Source organism: Acidimicrobiales bacterium (assembly GCA_033344915.1).
Lineage (GTDB): Bacteria > Actinomycetota > Acidimicrobiia > Acidimicrobiales > Aldehydirespiratoraceae > JAJRXC01.
Genome location: JAWPML010000001.1, coordinates 1,891,389 through 1,909,793 on the forward strand (window position 1 = coordinate 1,891,389; position 18,405 = coordinate 1,909,793).

The window sequence follows — 18,405 nt, forward strand, 5'->3', positions numbered from 1 at the left end:
GCCGTGACCGCCGCCGGACGCGGCACGCTCGTCATCGGCATCCTGATCGGCGTCCTCGGACTCGCGATCGGTTATCCCACGCTCGTCGCGATGGGGGCGACGCTGATCGCCGCGGTGATCATCGCCCTCATCCTCGTCGGCCGGCCGCCGGACCTCGCGAGCGTGCGGGTCGTCGTCCCGGACCGCGTGACCTCCGGCGAGACCGCCGTCACCCAGCTCACCGTCGCGAACCGGGGTCGGCGCACCAGCGGCGCGTCGAAGGGCCAGGAGCGCTTCGGCGACGATCTCATCCCCGTCGACATCCCGTCACTCGAACCCGGCGAGTCCACGACGATCACCAGTGAACTCTCCACCGCCACCCGCGGCATCTTCGACGTCGGGCCGCTCACCGTGCGCCGCGGCGATCCGATCGGCCTCGCCCGCCGCGGTGACATCAACTCCGACATCAGCCGCCTGATCGTCCACCCCCGCATCCACGACGTGTCGCCGTTCCCGGCCGGCATCCGGCGGGACATGGAAGGCCTGCCCTCCGGCGAGGCGGCCGAGGGCGGCGTCACGTTCTCCAACCTGCGCGAATACGTCCCGGGCGACGACCTTCGACTCGTGCACTGGCGCTCGTCGGCCAAGGTCGGGCAGTTGATGGTGCGTCACAACATCGACGTCCACCGTCCCCGCACGACCGTCATCCTCGACACCAGCGCGGGGCTCTACGACGACGAGTCGTTCGAGGACGCGGTGCGAGCGACGGCGAGCGTGATCGTGTCCGCCATGACCCGTCGGTTCCCGTTCACCCTGCGCACGAGCCACGGCTACCTGATCGACGATCGGTCGTCCCGGCTCGCCGTCATGGATCTCCTCGCCGCCCTGACCACCCACGACGACGAGACGATGGACCTCGGGCAGGCTGCCGTGGCCGCGAGCCACGACCCCGCCGGGCTCTCGTGCGCCGTCATCACCGGCCGCGCCGGCGTGGACGCCCTGCGCAGCCTCGGGCCCATCCGCAACCGCTTCGACCAGCTGACCATGATTCGCATGGGCAGCGGCACGTCCTCGGAGGTCTACGAACTCGGCGGGGCCGTCCTCATCAACGCCAACACCTCGGCGGACTTCGCCCAGGCCTGGAACCGGCGGATGAAACGATGAGGCTCCGCCCCTCGTTCACGACCACGGCCTCGCTGGCTGCGCTGGTCGTCGTCGCCGCTTTGCCGCTACGCGAGGTCTTCGGCGAGTGGACCTGGGCCATCAGCGTGCTCGGCGCCGCCGTGGGCGGGGCGTTCGTCGCGAGCCTGCTCGAGTCGACGCTGCGCCGGCTCCCCCCGACCATCACCGCGTTGAGCGTGGTCGCCGGCGCGCTCGTGTGGTCGGTACTGGTGTCGCTGCGCGACATCTTCTGGGCCGATCCCGTCTCGCGGGCGATCCGCCGGGAGCTCGGCGACGGCGTCTTCGAGGGATGGGGCGCCCTCCTCGACGAGGAGTTCCCGCTCACGGACCCGCAGAGCGCCGAGACGTTCGCCGCCCTCCTCACCTGGATCGCCGCCGCGGCCGCCGTCCACATCGCGGCCCGCTACCGCACCCCCCTCGCCGGCGCCCTCACCGCCGCCGGGGTGCTGTGGGTGGCCACCGCCGCCGCCCTCCCCCGCGGACTCACGCCGGCGATCTTCGGTGCCGGTGCCGGCGGCGTGGTGCTCCTCGCGGTGGCGACCACGACCCGCTCCCCGGACCAGCGGTGGCGCGTCGGTCGCGCCGTTGCCCTCCTGCTCGTGATCATCGGCGCCGCGACGGTCGCCACGATCGGTGCAAGTGCGTCCGGCCGCTTCGACCGTGAACCGGTCGACCCCCGCGCCACCCAGAGCACGGAGACCGTCACGGAGGTGGTTCCGGACATCCTGGCCGAGTTCGCGGTGACGGCCGACGACGACGAGGTCGTCATGGTGCTCGACGGCCCCCAGATCACCACCCCGCTGCGCCTCCGGCTCCAGGTCTACGACGAGCACAACGGCCAACGCTGGCTACCCGCTTCCGGATTCGACGAGATCGCCACGTTCCCGGGCCCCGACAGCCTCCCGCCCGGCGAGGTCGTCACCTATGACGTCGACCTCGAGTTCCTCCCGGGGCCGTGGATCCCGTTGCCGGACCGCCTCGTCAGCCTCGACGTGAACGACATCCGCTGGAACGAGGAGACCCAAACGGCGCTCGAAACCCGCCGCATCGACACCTACCGCTTCACCGGCGCCATGGTGCCCCGCACCGATCTGGAAGGCATCGACGCCGACCGCGACGCGGTGAGCGAGGAGGCGAGCGAGGTCCCCGCCGGCCTGCCGGACGAGATCCGAGCTGCAGCCACGGCCGCGGTCGAAGGGGCGGACGACGCCATCGCGAAGATCGACGCGATCACCGCACGCGTCCGTGAGCTCGGGCGCGACGAATCGCTCGCTCCCGGGCATTCCTTCGGGCGCCTGCGCGCGGACCTCGAGGACGGACGGGCCACCGGGGCCGAGCAGATCGCCTCCCTCCACGCCCTCATGCTGCGGGCCGTCGGCATCCCGAGTCGGCTCGTCGTCGGCTATCTCGCGACCTCTTCGGTCGTCGAGTCGAGCGACCTCCACGTGTGGGTCGAGACGGCACTGCCCGGTGTCGGCTGGTTCGCGACGGACCCCGTCCCCATGGGGGCCGACGCCAGGCCCGAGACCGAGACGGACCCGACCGCCACGACCACCTCCCTCGCAGAGAGACCCGCCGTGCAGGCCCAGGCCCTGCCCCAGGAGCTCGGGCCCGGCGAGGATCCGGGCGAGACCGCCATCGGCGGCCGCAACGACATCACCCTGCGCGACACGATCGTGTTCGCCGCCATCGCGATCGGCGGGCTGGTGCTCCTCCTGATCGTCGTGCGGGTCGCCCGCCGCCAGTTCCGCCACGCGACGAACCGCCGGGCGGACGTCCGGGTGCTGGGCGCCTGGGCGGAATTCGTCGACCGACTCCGTGAGCTCGGCGCCCCGATCACCGCCACCACGACGGTGGACGACATCGTCTACATGGCGCGGGCGATGGACGAGCAGCTGGGCGACGAGGCCGAACTACTCGGTGACCTCGCCTCCGACGCCCTCCACGGGCCGATCGGGCCGAACGCCGACGACGGCACCCTGGCCTGGGAGGAACTCCGGCGGATCGAGTCCACCCTCGCCCGGGTGCGCGGCGGCCACACGATCGCGCTGCGTTTCATCGATCCGCGGGTCCTTCGCCATCGGGCCCCGCGGGCCCCGGCATCGCGCGAGGGTCGCTCGCGGGAAGGTGTCAGGACACCGTGATCGTCGCGCTCACCGAGTCGAACTTCGCGCCGGACCACACGGTCAACGTAACGGTGTAGGACCCGGGCGCCGGATAGGTCACCACCGGGTTGGGCACCGACGTGACGCCGACGGCCCCCGCGCTGCCGAAGTCCCACGACCAGTTGTCGACGGGCGGACCCGACGACGTGTCGGTGAACGAGATCTCGAGCAGGCCGGTCTGGCTGTGCCCGAAGCCGGCCACGAGCGGTTCCTCGACCGTCACGAACGCGATCTTGGTGTCCGACACGCCGTTCGGGTCCCGGGCCGTGACGGAGACGGTCCAGTCCCCGGCAACCGTGAACGGGTGGTTGATCGCGTCACCCGCGTTCGCGTAGGTCGGCGTGGCTGGCGGGGACGATCCCGTCGGGTACACCCGCCAGTCCCAGGTGAGTCCCGGCAGGCCGAGCGGGTCATTCGACGACAGGCCCACGACCGTGCCGGTCGGGACGGGTGACGGCGGGCTCACGACGATCGGATCGATGTCCGGGCCGGGGTTCACGACGAGGTCGACGGTCTCCACGACCTGCTGGTCGAACGCGTCGACGATCCGCAGCCCGACGGTCTTCCCGCCGACCGTGTTGAAGATGGTCTGCCCGTTCTCGTCGCCGCGCTCCCAGCCGTCGCCGTAGTTCCACCACCACTCCTCGACCGCGCCGGACACCTCCACCGGGAACTGCACCAGGACCCCCGTGGTGGCCGGGTTCGGGGTGGCCTCGAGCTTGTCGATCGACGGTGGCGGCGGCGGGTTGATGTGGAGCGGCTTGACGACCTGATGATCGGCCACCGCGGCCACGGGGCTCTCGGCCGTGAGCGTGATGGTGTAGTCGCCCTCCGCCCCGAAGAAGTGGGGCGGCGTGGTCTTGCCGGAGTACTCCGCGATCAGACCGCCGTCCTTGCGGATCTGCCAGTTCCACGCGGCGATGGGGCCGCCGCCCACGTCCACCCCGGTGAACGAGATGGAGCCGACCTCCTGAGGGTCGGCGAAGTCCGCGATCGCCACCGACGGCGGCGGCGGATTCACCACGGTCACCGGCAGTGAGACCCACTCGCTCCACTCGTTCAGTCCGCCGTGGGCCCGCATCTTCACGGTGTACGAACCGGCGGCGTCGTAGTCGTGCCCGAAGGACGGGCTCGTGGAGCCGAACACCCCCGAACCGTCGCCGAAGTCGATCTCGTAGCCGTCGATCGGCCCGGACGACGCGTCGACGACCGCGGTGAAGGTGACGTCCTCGAGCGTGGTGACGACGTCGTCGTCGCCGGCATCGAGATCCACCGATGCGATGCGCGGACGCGCCGGGTTCACGAAGACCGTGCGGGTGAACGAGGACGAGTCGCCGGCGCCGTTGTGGACGGTCAGGGTGACGGGCCAGGCACCGGTCGAGGTGTAGGTGTGCAGCGGGTTCTGGGCGCTGCTGGTGGCGCCGTCACCGAACGTCCATGCCCAGCTCACGGCGTTGTCGGACCGGTCGTAGAACTCGACCGTCTCCCCGGTGCGGACCGCGCTCGCGGACATCTCGAAACGGGCGATCGGTTCGAGCCTCGGCTCGACGATCACGCTCGTGGAGTTCGACCCGTTGCGGTTCGAGACGGTCAGTGTGACGATCTTCTGACCCGGGGTGGTGAACGTGTGCAGCGGGTTGATCGACGTGGACGTACTGCCGTCGCCGAAGTCCCACTGCCAGGACGTGGCGTCGATGCTGGCGTCGAGGAACAGGGTCGTCTCGTTGACCCACGGGGACGGGTCGAAGTCGCCGATCTGAGCGACCGGCGGCGGGAGCTCGGCCACGACCACGATGGTCTCGGTGACGCTGTTCGTACCCGCCGCGTTCGTCGCGGTGAGGGTCAGCAGGTACGAACCGACCTCGTTCCACGCGTGGCGGACCGTGTTGCCCGATCCGGTCATGCCGTCACCGAACGACCACACCTCGGTGTCGGGGCTGTTCGTGGAGAGGCTCGTCAGCTCGACGAGGTCGCCCACCTCGATGATCGCCGGAAGGGTGCCGATGACCGCCGTCGGGGGGAGGGTCGGCGGAGACACGACGATGACCGTCTGGGCCGTCGACGTACCGGCGTCGTTGCGGGCGGTCAGGGTGACGGTGAAGGTGCCCGTCTGGAGATAGACGTGGACGGGCTCGGCGCCGGAGGCGGTCGTGCCGTCGCCGAAGTCCCAGTCGAACTTCGCCGGATCCGTGGTGGACGATCCCGTGAACTCCACCCGTTCGCCCAGGTCGACGTCCGTCTCCGACGCGACGAGCACGGCCTCGGGGGCGCGCAGACCCGCGATGACCTCGATCTCGACCCTCGCCCGATCGGACCCCTCGTCGTTCGCGACGGTGAGCTGCACCGTGTAACGCCCCGGCGTCGACCAGGCATGGCTCGCATCCGGTGTGAAGGCCGTGGCGCCGTCGCCGAAGTCCCAACGCCAACGTTCGATGTCGCCGTCACTGCGATCCTCGAAGTCGATCTCGTCGCCGACCTCGACCACGGTCGACGAGAAGACGAAGTCGGCCGCCGGGGGCAGGCTGACCTCGGCGGGCACCACCGTGATCGCCAGGCTGATCGCCTTCTCCTCGTCGCCCCGCTCGACGGTCAGGGTGACGGGATACGTGCCCGGCTCGTCCCACGCCTTCTCCACCGTCGGCCCCTCGCCGCCGGTGCCGTCGCCGAAGTCCCAGCGCCAGGCTTCGGGATCGCCCGTCGAGCTGTCGACGAAGCGGACCAGCTCTCCGACCGTCACGGTCGTGGCGCTGAACGAGAAGTTCGCCACCAACTGGTCGTCCGGAAGCGGATCCGGCGGGTCGTCGGGCTGGTCCTGCACCGTCGCGGCGAGGACATTGGCGTCGATGACCGGCGCTCCTTCGGCCGCGAGGTCCGCATCGACGCCGGGCACCGCGACGGCCGGCGCGTCACTGTCGCCGCCGACGACCGCGGTGTCCGCGTCATCGGTCACCACGATGCCGCGATCGCCGGCGGCGGTGGGGACGAACGCCACGACGCCTTCCTCGTCGATCAGCGCAGCGAGCGTCCCGACCGCGTCGTAGGCGACCACCATGTCGGCGCGGGCCCGCAGGCGCATGAACCCGGGGGTGAGCACGCTGATTCGGTTCACGGAGCGCTGATTCGGATCGATCGCGTACACCGCGCCGGTGGCGGTCTCCGGTATGAACACGCGACGACCGGCGACGACCGGGCGTCCGAGCGCACCGACGTCATCGCCGAGCCGGATGACGACACAGTCGCCGTCGACGAGGTCGGCCACGTGCAGGTTCGAGCCGTCGAGCGCGACAACCCACTCGTCGCTCGTCCCGATGGCCACGTCGGGGCCGGACAGGTTGTTCTCGAAGCAGCCGAGCTCGCTCCCGCCGAGACTGCGCACCTCGTCACCCCGCAGGGCGACGACCCGATCCACGACCCGCACCACATGGCCGGTGGTGGCGGTCCCCGGCGCGACCTCGCCGTCCGGGTCCACCGCGAACCGCTCGAGTCCGTTGTCGACGATCGCCCCGTCGCCGTCGGCCGCGACCGACCGTACGGGTGCGTCGATGGACACGATCTGCGATCCGGTGACCTGCAGGTCCACAAGGGCCACTCGGTCGCGGTCGGCGGTGATCACCGTCGAGGGGCCGATGTCGAACCGGTTGCCGTCGACGGGAAGGCCACCGACCTCCCGGACGACCTCGTGCAGGGCGGGATCCACCAGCGTGACGCGTCCGGCGGTGCGGTCGAGCACGATGACGCCGGCGTCGCGCTCCTCGACGTCCAGCAGTGCGCCCGGATCGGACACGCCCACGCGCGCGGTGACCCGGGCGCTGGCCGCGTCGATGTGCACGATCTCCCCGCTCGCCGGGGCGGGAACCCAGAGGCCGATCGGGTCGGTCGCGATGTCCGTGACGACGTCCGGATCGATCTGGAACGCGGCCGCGCCGGCACCCATCGTGGCCACCAGGGCGAGTACGCCCGCGAAACGACTCCAACGCCTCCGCACAACACCCCAGAGTACCGCACCATCGGGGCCGGACATGGGGCGGGCGACCCATGACCTCACCACGCTTCGTGGCGGGAGATCCGCGTCAGATCAGCTGATCGACGAGCGTTGCAAGGTCCGCGGCCACGAACTGTGGCGCGGGTTCGACCGGGAGATCGGCGGGGCCGACGACACCGGTGAGCACCAGGGCGAAGTCGTAGCCGAGCGTGGCGGCGAACAGCCCGTCGGTGTCGGGACGGTCCCCCACCATCACCCCCGCGTCGCCGAGGCGGGCGCGGGTGAACGCCGCGATCGGTTCGTGGGGCTTGCCCGCGATCTCGGGTTCGACACCGGCCGCGACCGCCACTGCGGCGACCAGGGCGCCGTTGCCGGGCAGCAACCCGGTCGTGTCGGGATAGGTGGAGTCCGTGTTCGTGGCGATGAAGCGGGCACCGCCGTGGATCGCCCGCATCGCCCGGGTCATGTCGTCGTAGTCGAACGACATCGAGATCCCGACGACCACCGCGTCGGCTTCGCCGTCGTGGACGAGCTCGACCCCGCGGCGCCGCAGTGCGTCCACGAGGCCCTCCGATCCGATCGCCAGGACGCGCGAACCGGGCTCCACGAGCGATGCCGCCGCCATGGCGGCCGTGATCACGAGCGGTTCGGCGTCGGGAATTCCGTGCGACGCGAGCTTCTCCGCCACCTGGGCCGGGGTGCGCAGGGCGGAGTTCGTCACGAACGCCACCGGCGCGCCGGCTGCGCGCAGACGCGCCACCGCCTCCGGTGCGCCGGGAACCGACGCCGCGCCCCGCCAGACGACGCCGTCGAGATCCAACGCCCAGGCGGTCAGCTGACTTCCCAGGTGGGGAGGCTGTGGAGGAGTCCGTGGAGGTCGCCGCGGTCGCCGCCGGCCTGGGCGGCGGCGAGCTGAGCGTCCACGGCCGCGCCATAGTCCTGGGTCTCGACCGCCCGGAACACACCGACCGGAGTCGGGCTCTCCCGATCGCTCGCCAGTCGGCTGAGGGCGAACGCGACCGACGGATCCGGTGCCTGCTCGTCGTGCACCACGAGCGCGTCGACGCCGACCTCGTCCACCGCGACGACCCGCGCCACGCCGTTCTCCAACACGACGCCCCGCGCCCCGTCCTCACCGAAGCGAACCGGTTCACCATGGGTCAGCTCGATGAGCATCTCCGTGCGGGCGTCCTTCTTGGTGATCGCGGCGAACGCGCCGTCGTTGAAGACGTTGCAGTTCTGGTACACCTCGACGATCGAGGCCCCCTTGTGGGCGTGGGCCCGGCGGAACATCTCCTGCATGTGGGCCCGGTCCATGTCGTGGGTGCGGGCGACGAAGGTGGCCTCCGCACCGAGCGCGACCGAAATCGGGTTGAACGGTCGGTCGAGCGATCCCATCGGCGTCGACTTGGTGACCTTGCCGACCTCGCTCGTCGGCGAGAACTGGCCCTTGGTCAGACCGTAGATCTGGTTGTTGAACAACAGGATCGTGAGGTCCACGTTGCGGCGCAGGGCGTGGATCAGATGGTTGCCACCGATGGACAGCATGTCGCCATCACCGCCGACGACCCACACGTCGAGATCGGGGCGGGCCATCGCGAGCCCGGTCGCGATCGCCGGCGAGCGACCGTGGATCGAGTGCATCCCGTAGGTGTTCATGTAGTACGGGAACCGCGCCGCACAGCCGATGCCCGAGATGAAGACGGTGTCCTCGCGGCGGGTGCCGACCTCGGGCATGAGCAACTGCATCGCGGTGAGGATGGAGTAGTCACCGCAGCCGGGGCACCAGCGCACCTCCTGGTCGCTCGACCAATCCTTCCTCGTGGTTGCGGCGGTGTCGGTCACGCGACGATCTCCTCGATCTTGGCAACGAGTTCCCCGGCGGTGAACGGTTGACCCATCACCTTCGGGATCACTTGGGCATCGACCAGGTACTCGGCCCGCAGCAGGGCGCTGAGCTGGCCGAGGTTCATCTCCGGCACGATGACGTGCTTGCGGCCCTGCAGCAGCTCGCCCAGGTCGTTGGGGAACGGGTGCAGGTTGCGCAGGTGGATGTGGCCGACGCGATGCCCGGCCCGCCGGAGGCGGCCGGCCGCGCCGGTGATCGCCCCCCAGGTGGAGCCCCAGCCGACGAGCAGGATGTCGCCGTCGGCGTCGCCCACGACCTCGGTGGCGGGGTACGACTCGGCGATCTTGTCGATCCGCTCCTGGCGGATGTCGACCATCGCCCCGTGGTTGACCGGGTCATAGCTGATGTTGCCCGTGCCGTCCTCCTTCTCGATGCCGCCGATGCGGTGCATCAGCCCATCGGTGCCGGGGATCGCCCACGGTCGAGCGAGGTCTTCGTTGCGCATGTAGGGCCAGAAGACGTCCTCACCGTTCTCGTCGAGGGCGTTGGTGCCCGTCGCGAACTCGGCGGGGATCTCGGGCAGCGAGTCGACGTCGGGCAGGCACCAGGGCTCGGTGCCGTTGGCGAGATAGCCGTCGCTGAGCAGGATCACCGGGGTGCGGTAGCGCAGGGCGATCCGCACGGCCTCGAAGGCCGCCTCGAAGCAGTCCGACGGCGAGTTCGCCGACACGATCGGCAGCGGAGCCTCACCGTGGCGGCCGTAGCGGGCCATCATCAGATCGGCCGCCTCGGTCTTGGTCGGCAGACCCGTGGACGGACCGCCGCGCTGGATGTCGATGACCACCAGCGGCAGCTCCAGGCTGACCGCGAGGCCGAGGGTCTCTCCCTTCAGCGCGACACCGGGACCGCTCGTGGTCGTGATCCCGAGATGCCCGCCGTAGGACGCGCCGAGCGCGGAGCCGATGGCGGCGATCTCGTCCTCGGCCTGCAGGGTGCGCACGCCGAAGTTCTTGTGCTTCGCCAGCTCGTGGAGGATGTCGCTCGCGGGCGTGATCGGGTACGACCCGAGGAAGATCGGGATGCCCGCCTTCTGCGATGCGGCGATGAGGCCCCACGACAGGGCGGTGTTGCCGTTGATGTTCGTGTAGGTGCCCGGTGGCAGCTCGGCCGGGCGCACGGCGAGCCGGCTGGCACTGAGCTCGGCGGTCTCGCCGAACGCGTGGCCGGCCTTGAACGCCGCCTCGTTGGCCGCGATGACCAGTTCCTTGCCCGCGAACTTTTCGCGGATCCAGTGCATCGTCGGCTCGGTCGGGCGGGTGTAGAGCCACGAGACGAGCCCGAGCGCGAAGAAGTTCTTGGAGCGCTCCGCGTCACGCGGCTTCACCCCGAGGTCCTTGCAGACCTCCTTGGTGAGTTCGGTCATCGGTGCGGTGATCACCGAGTAGCCGTCGAGCGTGCCGTCCTCCAGCGGGTTGGCGTCGTAGCCGGCCTTCGCGAGATTGCGCTCCTCGAACGAATCCGTGTTCACGATGACGGTGCCACCCGCCTCGAGCTTCGGCAGGTCGCTCTTCATCGCGGCGGGGTTCATCGCGACGAGCACGTTCGGCGCATCGCCGTGGGTGTGGATGTCGTGGTCCGAGATGTGGACCTGGAAGGCCGAGACGCCGGCGAGGGTGCCGGCCGGCGCCCGGATCTCGGCCGGGAACTCGGGCAGTGTCGCCAGGTCGTTGCCGAACAGTGCGCTCGCCGAGGTGAAGCGATCACCCGTGAGCTGCATGCCGTCACCGGAGTCACCGGCGAACCGGACGATGATCCGGTCGACTTCACGGACCTCGGACGAACGTTCCTCTGTGTTGGTCACCGGACCCCCTTGACCGCGACGTCTTTGCCTCGGACCCGGCCAACCCTAACCATATGGATTCGCTAGTGGTGCATCCCCCTCACCCGGGTTCGGAGCCGGTGCCGCGGGCCGCGTCGAGGGCGGCTTCGACCACCCGATCGGCGCGCGCGGACCCGCCCTTGACCACACGCTGCGCGACCACTTCGGTGCGGCTCTGACTCCCCCCACCGGCACGGAACCAGCGGCGCCGGACCCGCCCCGCCACGACGACGTCCTGACCGGCCAGCAAGCGTGGAGGCCGCTTCGCGTCGTACCAGGCGATCGGCACGGCGGCGCCGTCGGCCCGCACCTCGAAGTTGTGGACGGTGCGGCCGTCGGCGAGTTCGGTCAGGTGCGCGTCGGCGGCGAGGACGCCCCGCAGGACGGCAATGTTGATCTGGGCACTGCTCATGTCGGTACTTCCCATCGGTTTCGCGCCGGCGACGCGGTCGCCGGCGTGCGGAGGAGGGAAGTGACGTCACCCTATGTCGGGGGTGTGACAGGGCCCGGAGGGCCTCAGCTGAGGGTCTTCACCCGGGTCTTCACGTCGGCGAAGCGCGGGTCGTGCCCCGCGATCCACTTGAACAGCTCCCGGGCGCGGGCGGCCTTGCCGGCCCGGTCGTAGAGGTCGGCCAGCGCGTACGCACGGCGCAGATGGTGGTCCTGGGGCCGCTTGGGCAGTTTCCAACCGGCCTGGAGCGTGCGGATCGCCTTGTCGATATCGCCCTGGTCGGCCTGGGCCCCCGCGAGCACGATGCGTCCCTCCGTCACGAGGTCACCCGCCGGTGATGCCTCACCGAGCTCCTCCCACAGTGCTTCGACGTCGGCCCAGCGCCCCTTGGCCCGGTGGCAGTCCATCAGGACCGGATGTTGCTCGGTCGAGTGGGTCAGCTCCCGGAACGCCTCGAGCTCGTCGATCGCCGCCTTCCAGCGGCCGAGGCGGTACAGGCTCAGCCCGTACAGCTCACGCGCTTCGGCGAGCTCGGGCGCCTCTGCGAGCACGGGCCGCAGTGCGGCTCGGGCGTCGTCGAAACGCTCCGTCTGGAAGGCTCGCCCCGCATCGTTCAGTCGACGGAGAAGCTTCTTGGCGCGGTCCTTGCCGACCAGCCGATCGAGCACGACGGCCGGATCCTGCACCCGTTGGGGGCGCGCGCCGAGCGGCTTGCGTTCGCGCGCCGCGGGACCTCGACTCCGGCGCACCGCCTTGGCTGCGTGGCGCTGCAGATCCTCCGCCCCCGGGAGGTCGCGCTCCTTCTTCGGCAGCGGCTTCTTCTCGACGACGGGTTCGGCCGGTGGACCGCCCTCGTGCCCTTCGCCGTCGCCGCTCTCGCCATCGACGTCCACCGGCGGCTTCGGTGGTCGCTTCCGCGGCGGGCGGATGTCGTCCATCGCCTCGGTGCCGATCGCGGGCGACTCCATGCGCCCGGCGCCACCGCGGGCGATGCGGCCCCACTTCGCCGGCCCGGCGAGATCGGGCCCGGGGCGGCGCTCACGCTCGTCGTCGCGACGCTCGGGGCCGGCGGACCGGTCCCGGCGATCGCCGCGGTCGTCGCGTCCAGTGGGCCGGCCCTTGCCCGATCGCTTTGCGCCCTTGTCCGGCCCTGCCCCCTTGCCGGATGGCTTGCCACCCTTGCGGGGCGGGCGGCCGCCACCGGTGCGGCTCGAGCCGGACGGGCCACCCTTGGGGCCGCGACCACTCGATCGATTGTCGCGGCGACCGTCAGAAGGCATGGCGCTCGATCCTATCCGGCCAAAACGCACTCGAGCCCCGCCGTAGCGGGGCTCGAGCTCATCGTTTGATCGCTCCAGCCGCGGATGCGGCGAGCGGGGCAACGCCGAGGCGTTGCGGGAGAAATCCGGCGGCGTCCTACTCTCCCAGGGCGTGACCGCCCAAGTACCATCGGCGCTGACAGGCTTGACTTCCGTGTTCGGAATGGGAACGGGTATGACCCTGTCGCTATCGCCACCGAAACTGTTGAGTTGGCGTTGGAACGGCCCCGATGTCGAAGACACCGGTGCCGGCAACGCCGAAGGGCGGGGTCGGTGAACCCCTGCCTCTTCAGAACTCCATAGCGAGCACGAACATCCAGGCTTGAATTGTGAGACCAAGCCCTCGGCCGATTAGTACCGGTCAGCTGAATGCATTACTGCACGTACACTTCCGGCCTATCAACGTGGTGTTCTGCCACGGGCCTTACCCGGTTAACCCGGTGAGAGATCTCATCTTGGAACAGGCTTCCCGCTTAGATGCTTTCAGCGGTTATCCCTCCCGTAGGTCGCCAACCAGCCATGCCCTTGGCAGGACAACTGGCACACGAGAGCTACGTCCATCCCGGTCCTCTCGTACTAGGGATAGGTTTCCTCAAATCTCTTCCGGCTACAGAGGATAGGGACCGAACTGTCTCACGACGTTCTAAACCCAGCTCGCGTACCGCTTTAATGGGCGAACAGCCCAACCCTTGGGACCTGCTTCAGCCCCAGGATGCGATGAGCCGACATCGAGGTGCCAAACCTTCCCGTCGATATGGACTCTTGGGGAAGATTAGCCTGTTATCCCCGGGGTACCTTTTATCCGTTGAGCGACGGCGCTTCCACACGCAACCGCCGGATCACTATCTCCTACTTTCGTACCTGCTCGACTTGTTAGTCTCGCAGTCAAGCTCCCTTGTGCGATTGCACTCAACGACTGATGGCCGACCAGTCTGAGGGAACCTTTGAGCGCCTCCGTTACCATTTAGGAGGCGACCGCCCCAGTCAAACTACCCATCTGGCACTGTCCCTGACCCGGATAACGGGCCGAAGTTAGATTTCCAGCATGAGAAGGGTGGTATTTCAAGGACGACTCCACACTAGCTGGCGCCAATGCTTCCTAGTCTCCCACCTATCCTACACAACTCAGACCAAAAACCAATACCAAACTGTAGTAAAGGTCCACGGGGTCTTTCCGTCCTTCTGTAGCTAACGAGCATCTTTACTCGTACTTCAATTTCGCTGGGTCTATGGTTGAGACAGTAGGGGAGTCGTTACTCCATTCGTGCAGGTCGGAACTTACCCGACAAGGAATTTCGCTACCTTAGGACCGTTATAGTTACGGCCGCCGTTTACTGGGGCTTAGGTTCAGAGCTTCGCCTTACGGCTAACCCTTCCCCGTAACCTTCCAGCACCGGGCAGGAGTCACAGCGTATACAGCGCCTTACGGCTTCGCACGCTGCTGTGTTTTTAGTAAACAGTCGCTTCCCTCTGGTTTGTGCCACCCCTTCGAGCTCGGACAGCAAGTGTCGTCACTCTATTGGGGTCGTCCTTCTCCCGAAGTTACGGACGCATTTTGCCGAGTTCCTTAACCATAGTTATCCCAATCGCCTTGGTATTCTCTACCTGTCCACCTGTGTTGGTTTGGGGTACGGGCACCACACGTACTAGCTAGCGGCTTTTCTTGGCAGCATAGGATCAGTGACTTCGCCTGATTCGGCTCGGCGTCGCGTCTCAGGATCATGAGGGCCGGACTTACCTGGACCTCTCCCTACACGCTTACCCCAGGACTACCATCGCCTGGGCTCACTTACCTTCCTGCGTCCCCGCATTGCTTGCCTCCACGACCTGGGTCGGTTCGTCCACCAGCCGTTTTACGGGCCGGAGGCATCCCCTTAGCAAGGTTGCTTCAACATGGGCGCATAATGTGGTGGTACTGGAATATCAACCAGTTGTGCATCGACTACGCCTTTCGGCCTCGTCTTAGCTCCCGACTCACCCTGGGAGGATTAGCCTTCCCCAGGAACCCTTGGACTTCCGGCGGAGGGGTTTCTCACCCCTCTCTCGCTACTCATGCCTGCATTCGCACTCGACCTCGCTCCACGACGGTTTCCACCCCCGCTTCGCTGCAAGATCGACGCTCCGCTACCACTCCATGTTGGTCGAAACCAACAAGAAATTCACAGCTTCGGCTCTGTACTTGAGCCCCGTTACATTGTCCGCGCAGGACCACTCGACCAGTGAGCTGTTACGCACTCTTTCAAGGGTGGCTGCTTCTAAGCCAACCTCCTGGCTGTCTGTGCAATCCCACATCGTTTACCACTTAGTACAGAATTAGGGGCCTTAGCTGGTGATCTGGGCTGTTTCCCTCTCGACCATCGAAGCTCATCCCCCGAGGTCTCACTGCCGCACTCTGGAACCATGGCATTCGGAGTTTGGTTGGGGTCGGTAACCTTGTGGGGCCCCTAACCCATCCAGTGCTCTACCTCCATGGTTGAACATGCGACGCTGCACCTAAATGCATTTCGCGGAGAACCAGCTATCACCGAGTTTGATTGGCCTTTCACCCCTAACCACAGGTCATCCCCTCCGTTTTCAACCGAAGTGGGTTCGCGCCTCCACGGAGTCTTACCTCCGCTTCACACTGCCCATGGCTAGATCACTCGGCTTCGGGTCTACAGCATGCGACTGAACGCCCTGTTCAGACTCGCTTTCGCTCCGGCTTCCCCTCACGGGTTAACCTTGCCACACACCGTAACTCGCAGGCTCATTCTTCAAAAGGCACGCCATCGCGACCACTGTTCCGAAGAACAGAGGCGACGCTCTGACTGCTTGTAAACCAACGGTTTCAGGTACTATTTCACTCCCCTCCCGGGGTACTTTTCACCTTTCCCTCACGGTACTAGTTCACTATCGGTCACTGACATATACGTAGCCTTACGAGGTGGTCCTCGCAGATTCACGCCGGCTTTCCCGGATCCGGCGCTACTCGGGAGACACGATCGGAGGCAAGATGCGTTTCGCGTACGGGGCTATTACCCACTATGGCCGGCCTTTCCAGAGCCGTTCCACTACACACTTGCTTTGTAACTCCGTGAGGACTCTGACGCGTCCTCTATCGGTTCCCACAACCCCCATGTGGCAACGCCGTCAGGCTTTCCACCACACAGGTTTAGGCTGATCCCGTTTCGCTCGCCGCTACTCAGGGAGTCGCTGTTGCTTTCTTTTCCTCTGGTTACTTAGATGTTTCAATTCACCAGGTTCCCTCTACCCGCCCTATGTGTTCAGACGGGAGTAACACCCCATGACGGGTGCTGGGTTTCCCCATTCGGTCATCCACGGATCGGGGCTTAGTCGGCAGCTCCCCGTGGCTTATCGCAGCCTCTCACGACCTTCATCGGTAGTCAGTGCCAAGGCATCCACCGTTGGCTCTTCGTAGCTTGGAAATTCTACAATTCAGAAAAATTGAATATTAATTGATCTATTGATCATCTTTTTCAAGATGCTCGTGCTCGCTATGCAATTCTCAAGAGGCGAAACGAACGAATGCCAGCCCCCATGGTTGGACCATGATGAGCTGGCAGCGCGTTCAATCGAAAGAGCATGACTGCTCCCTCAAAGCGGAAGAGACGAACACCGGCCGGCGCGCTGAGAGCAGAGCTCTGTGCAGGGCGCCGGACGAATAGCGAGTGCCTAACTGGGAACCTACTCGAGTTGCCGGCTCAGAAGAGCCAGGTCATCGAGAGGAGCTCCTTAGAAAGGAGGTGATCCAGCCGCACCTTCCGGTACGGCTACCTTGTTACGACTTCACCCCAATCGCCAACCCCACCTTCGGCAGCTCCTTCCCCGAGGGGTTAGGCCACTGACTTCGGGTGTTGCCGACTTTCGTGGTGTGACGGGCGGTGTGTACAAGGCCCGGGAACGTATTCACCCCGGCGTTGCTGATCCGGGATTACTAGCGACTCCAGCTTCATGGAGTCGAGTTGCAGACTCCAATCCGAACTGAGACCAGCTTTATGGGATTCGCTCGACCTCGCGGTCTTGCAGCCCTCTGTACTGGCCATTGTAGCATGTTTGCAGCCCTGGATATAAGGGGCATGATGACTTGACGTCATCCCCACCTTCCTCCGAGTTGACCCCGGCAGTCTCCTACGAGTCCCCACCATTACGTGCTGGCAACATAGGACGAGGGTTGCGCTCGTTGCGGGACTTAACCCAACATCTCACGACACGAGCTGACGACAGCCATGCACCACCTGTGTATCGCCCCGAAGGACACCATATCTCTATGGCTTTTCGATACATGTCAAACCCAGGTAAGGTTCTTCGCGTTGCCTCGAATTAAGCAACATGCTCCGCCGCTTGTGCGGGCCCCCGTCAATTCCTTTGAGTTTTAGCCTTGCGGCCGTACTCCCCAGGCGGGGCACTTAATGCGTTAGCTACGGCACGGAATCCGTTAGAAGACCCCACACCTAGTGCCCAACGTTTACGGCATGGACTACCAGGGTATCTAATCCTGTTTGCTCCCCATGCTTTCGCTCCTCAGCGTCAGTACCGGCCCAGAAGACTGCCTTCGCCATTGGTGTTCCTCCTGATATCTGCGCATTCCACCGCTACACCAGGAATTCCATCTTCCCCTACCGGACTCGAGTCATTGCAGTATCGGATGGCGTCTCAGGGTTGAGCCCTGAGTTTTCACATCCGACTTACAAAACCGCCTACGAGCTCTTTACGCCCAATAAATCCGGACAACGCTTGGTCCCTACGTGTTACCGCGGCTGCTGGCACGTAGTTGGCCGGACCTTCTTCTGTGATTACCGTCATTTTCGTCATCACTGAAAGTGGTTTACAACCCGAAAGCTGTCATCCCACACGCGGCGTTGCTGCGTCAGGGTTTCCCCCATTGCGCAATATTCCCCACTGCTGCCTCCCGTAGGAGTCTGGGCCGTGTCTCAGTCCCAGTGTGGCTGATCGTCCTCTCAGACCAGCTACCCGTCGATGCCTTGGTAGGCCGTTACCCCACCAACTAGCTGATAGGCCGCGAGACCCTCCTAGAGCGCCTGAGCATTTCCTCACTCGGCCATGCGGCCATGTGAGGGCATCCGGTATTAGCCGTCGTTTCCAACGGTTGTCCCGGTCTCTAGGGCAGGTTTCTCACGTGTTACTCACCCGTTCGCCACTGTCCCCCGGAGCAAGCTCCGGGATCTCGTTCGACTTGCATGTGTTAGGCACGCCGCCAGCGTTCGTCCTGAGCCAGGATCAAACTCTCCGTCGAGATCTCCACACCGGCCGAAGCCGATGCTTGAATCGGGTTGCTACTCCCTCAACCACTCAGGCAAGCCTGGGTGATCGCATGAGGGAGCGGCGTACTGAGAGCCGGCCACCGCTGGCTGCAGTGACCATTTTGTTCTGCGTCGTCATCCGAAGATGACTCGGCATGGCTCGTCGGGGCCGTTGAGGGTCCCCGACATGTTTTGAATTGACAGATGCCATTTTGGATTGCGAAACCCAAAACGTCACCCGCACTCGCTTTTGCGTCCGTCTCTTCCGTTTTCAAGGAGCAGTCGACCGAGTGTCTCGAGAGACGCCGGCCGGGCACGCGGATCGAGCGGACTCGATT

8 protein-coding genes and 3 rRNA genes are annotated in these 18,405 nt (G+C 66.4%); 2 read left to right on the forward strand and 9 right to left on the reverse strand.

Annotated elements, in window-relative coordinates; translation table 11 throughout:
* Positions 1-3: 3 nt before the first annotated feature.
* Together R8F63_09210 and R8F63_09215 are read left to right on the forward strand one after the other, a co-directional pair.
* On the forward strand, positions 4-1,143 hold the full coding sequence (locus R8F63_09210; GenBank protein MDW3218778.1) for a DUF58 domain-containing protein: 1,140 nt from the start codon (positions 4-6) through the stop codon (positions 1,141-1,143).
* On the forward strand, positions 1,140-3,305 hold the full coding sequence (locus tag R8F63_09215; protein ID MDW3218779.1) for a transglutaminaseTgpA domain-containing protein: 2,166 nt from the start codon (positions 1,140-1,142) through the stop codon (positions 3,303-3,305). The genes R8F63_09210 and R8F63_09215 overlap by 4 nt, the downstream gene beginning before the upstream one ends.
* On the opposite strand, the gene R8F63_09220 is transcribed toward R8F63_09215, so the two are convergent.
* The 9 genes from R8F63_09220 to R8F63_09260 all read right to left on the reverse strand — a co-directional run bounded on the left by R8F63_09220 (position 3,292) and on the right by R8F63_09260 (position 18,060).
* The gene (locus tag R8F63_09220) at positions 3,292-7,311 is read right to left on the reverse strand and encodes a PKD domain-containing protein (protein MDW3218780.1); all 4,020 of its coding nucleotides are present in this window, start codon (positions 7,309-7,311) and stop codon (positions 3,292-3,294) included. The genes R8F63_09215 and R8F63_09220 overlap by 14 nt on opposite strands.
* Before the next feature lie 85 nt (positions 7,312-7,396).
* On the reverse strand, positions 7,397-8,128 hold the full coding sequence (locus R8F63_09225; protein ID MDW3218781.1) for an HAD-IIA family hydrolase: 732 nt from the start codon (positions 8,126-8,128) through the stop codon (positions 7,397-7,399).
* 11 nt (positions 8,129-8,139) lie between these two features.
* Complete coding sequence (locus R8F63_09230) at positions 8,140-9,153, reverse strand: 2-oxoacid:ferredoxin oxidoreductase subunit beta (GenBank protein ID MDW3218782.1); 1,014 nt, start codon at positions 9,151-9,153, stop codon at positions 8,140-8,142.
* Positions 9,150-11,018 carry a 2-oxoacid:acceptor oxidoreductase subunit alpha gene (locus R8F63_09235; GenBank protein ID MDW3218783.1) on the reverse strand — a complete coding sequence of 623 codons (1,869 nt, stop codon included), beginning with the start codon at positions 11,016-11,018 and terminating at the stop codon, positions 9,150-9,152. Before R8F63_09235 ends, R8F63_09230 begins: the two co-directional genes overlap by 4 nt.
* Positions 11,019-11,097: 79 nt before the next feature.
* Positions 11,098-11,448: a hypothetical protein gene (locus R8F63_09240; protein ID MDW3218784.1), complete on the reverse strand. Its 351-nt coding sequence runs from the start codon at positions 11,446-11,448 to the stop codon at positions 11,098-11,100.
* A gap of 104 nt (positions 11,449-11,552) precedes the next feature.
* Positions 11,553-12,767, reverse strand: a complete 1,215-nt coding sequence (locus R8F63_09245) for a tetratricopeptide repeat protein (protein MDW3218785.1) — start codon at positions 12,765-12,767, stop codon at positions 11,553-11,555.
* A 123-nt stretch (positions 12,768-12,890) separates the two neighbouring features.
* A 5S ribosomal RNA gene (gene rrf / locus R8F63_09250) occupies positions 12,891-13,007 on the reverse strand.
* A gap of 130 nt (positions 13,008-13,137) precedes the next feature.
* A 23S ribosomal RNA gene (locus R8F63_09255) occupies positions 13,138-16,231 on the reverse strand.
* 311 nt (positions 16,232-16,542) lie between these two features.
* A 16S ribosomal RNA gene (locus R8F63_09260) occupies positions 16,543-18,060 on the reverse strand.
* The 16S, 23S and 5S rRNA genes sit together here, the layout of an rRNA operon.
* Between the last annotated feature and the right edge of the window lie 345 nt (positions 18,061-18,405).